Here is a 695-nt window from a genome sequence, read left to right as displayed (position 1 = left end):
ATCATCGCCGGGCGGGTGAACGCCTCCGCCAGGAAGATCACGTCGGGGTCCTTGTCGTTGACCTCGGCGATGACGCGTTCCCAGAAGACGACGGGCTTGGTGTGGGGGTTGTCGACGCGGAAGATCCGCACGCCGTGGCCCATCCAGTGCCGCAGGATCCGTACCGTCTCGGTGACCAGGCCGTCCATGTCGGCGTCGAAGGCGACGGGGTAGATGTCCTGGTACTTCTTCGGCGGGTTCTCCGCGTAGGCGATGGTGCCGTCGGGGCGGTGGTGGAACCAGTCGGGGTGCTTGTCCACCCACGGGTGGTCGGGGGAGCACTGCAGGGCGAAGTCCAGCGCCACCTCCAGGCCCAGTTCCCGGGCGCGGGCAACGAAGTGGTCGAAGTCCTCGATCGTGCCGAGCGCGGGGTGGACGGTGTCGTGGCCGCCCTCGGGGGAGCCGATCGCCCAGGGCACGCCGACGTCGTCGGGGGTGGCGGTGAGGGTGTTGTTGCGGCCCTTGCGGTGGGTGGTGCCGATGGGGTGGATCGGGGGCAGGTAGACGACGTCGAAGCCCATCGCGGCGATCGCGCGCAGTCTGCGGGCGGCGGTGCGGAAGGTGCCGTGGGGCTGCTCGGCGGTCCCCTCCGAGCGGGGGAAGAACTCGTACCAGGAGCCGTACAGGGCGCGTTCACGCTCCACCAGCAACGGCAT

Annotated in this window: 1 protein-coding gene; it reads right to left on the bottom strand. The window is 69.6% G+C overall.

The features are described from left to right. The coding region (locus tag IE177_RS34620) for an alpha-amylase family protein (protein WP_268253204.1) at positions 1-695 on the bottom strand (695 nt) is incomplete at both ends.

The organism is Streptomyces lucensis JCM 4490 (assembly GCF_014650035.1).
In the GTDB taxonomy this organism is placed as follows: domain Bacteria; phylum Actinomycetota; class Actinomycetes; order Streptomycetales; family Streptomycetaceae; genus Streptomyces; species Streptomyces lucensis.
Note: the sequence above shows the minus strand (reverse complement) of the source record. Positions and strands in the feature narration are given on the sequence as shown.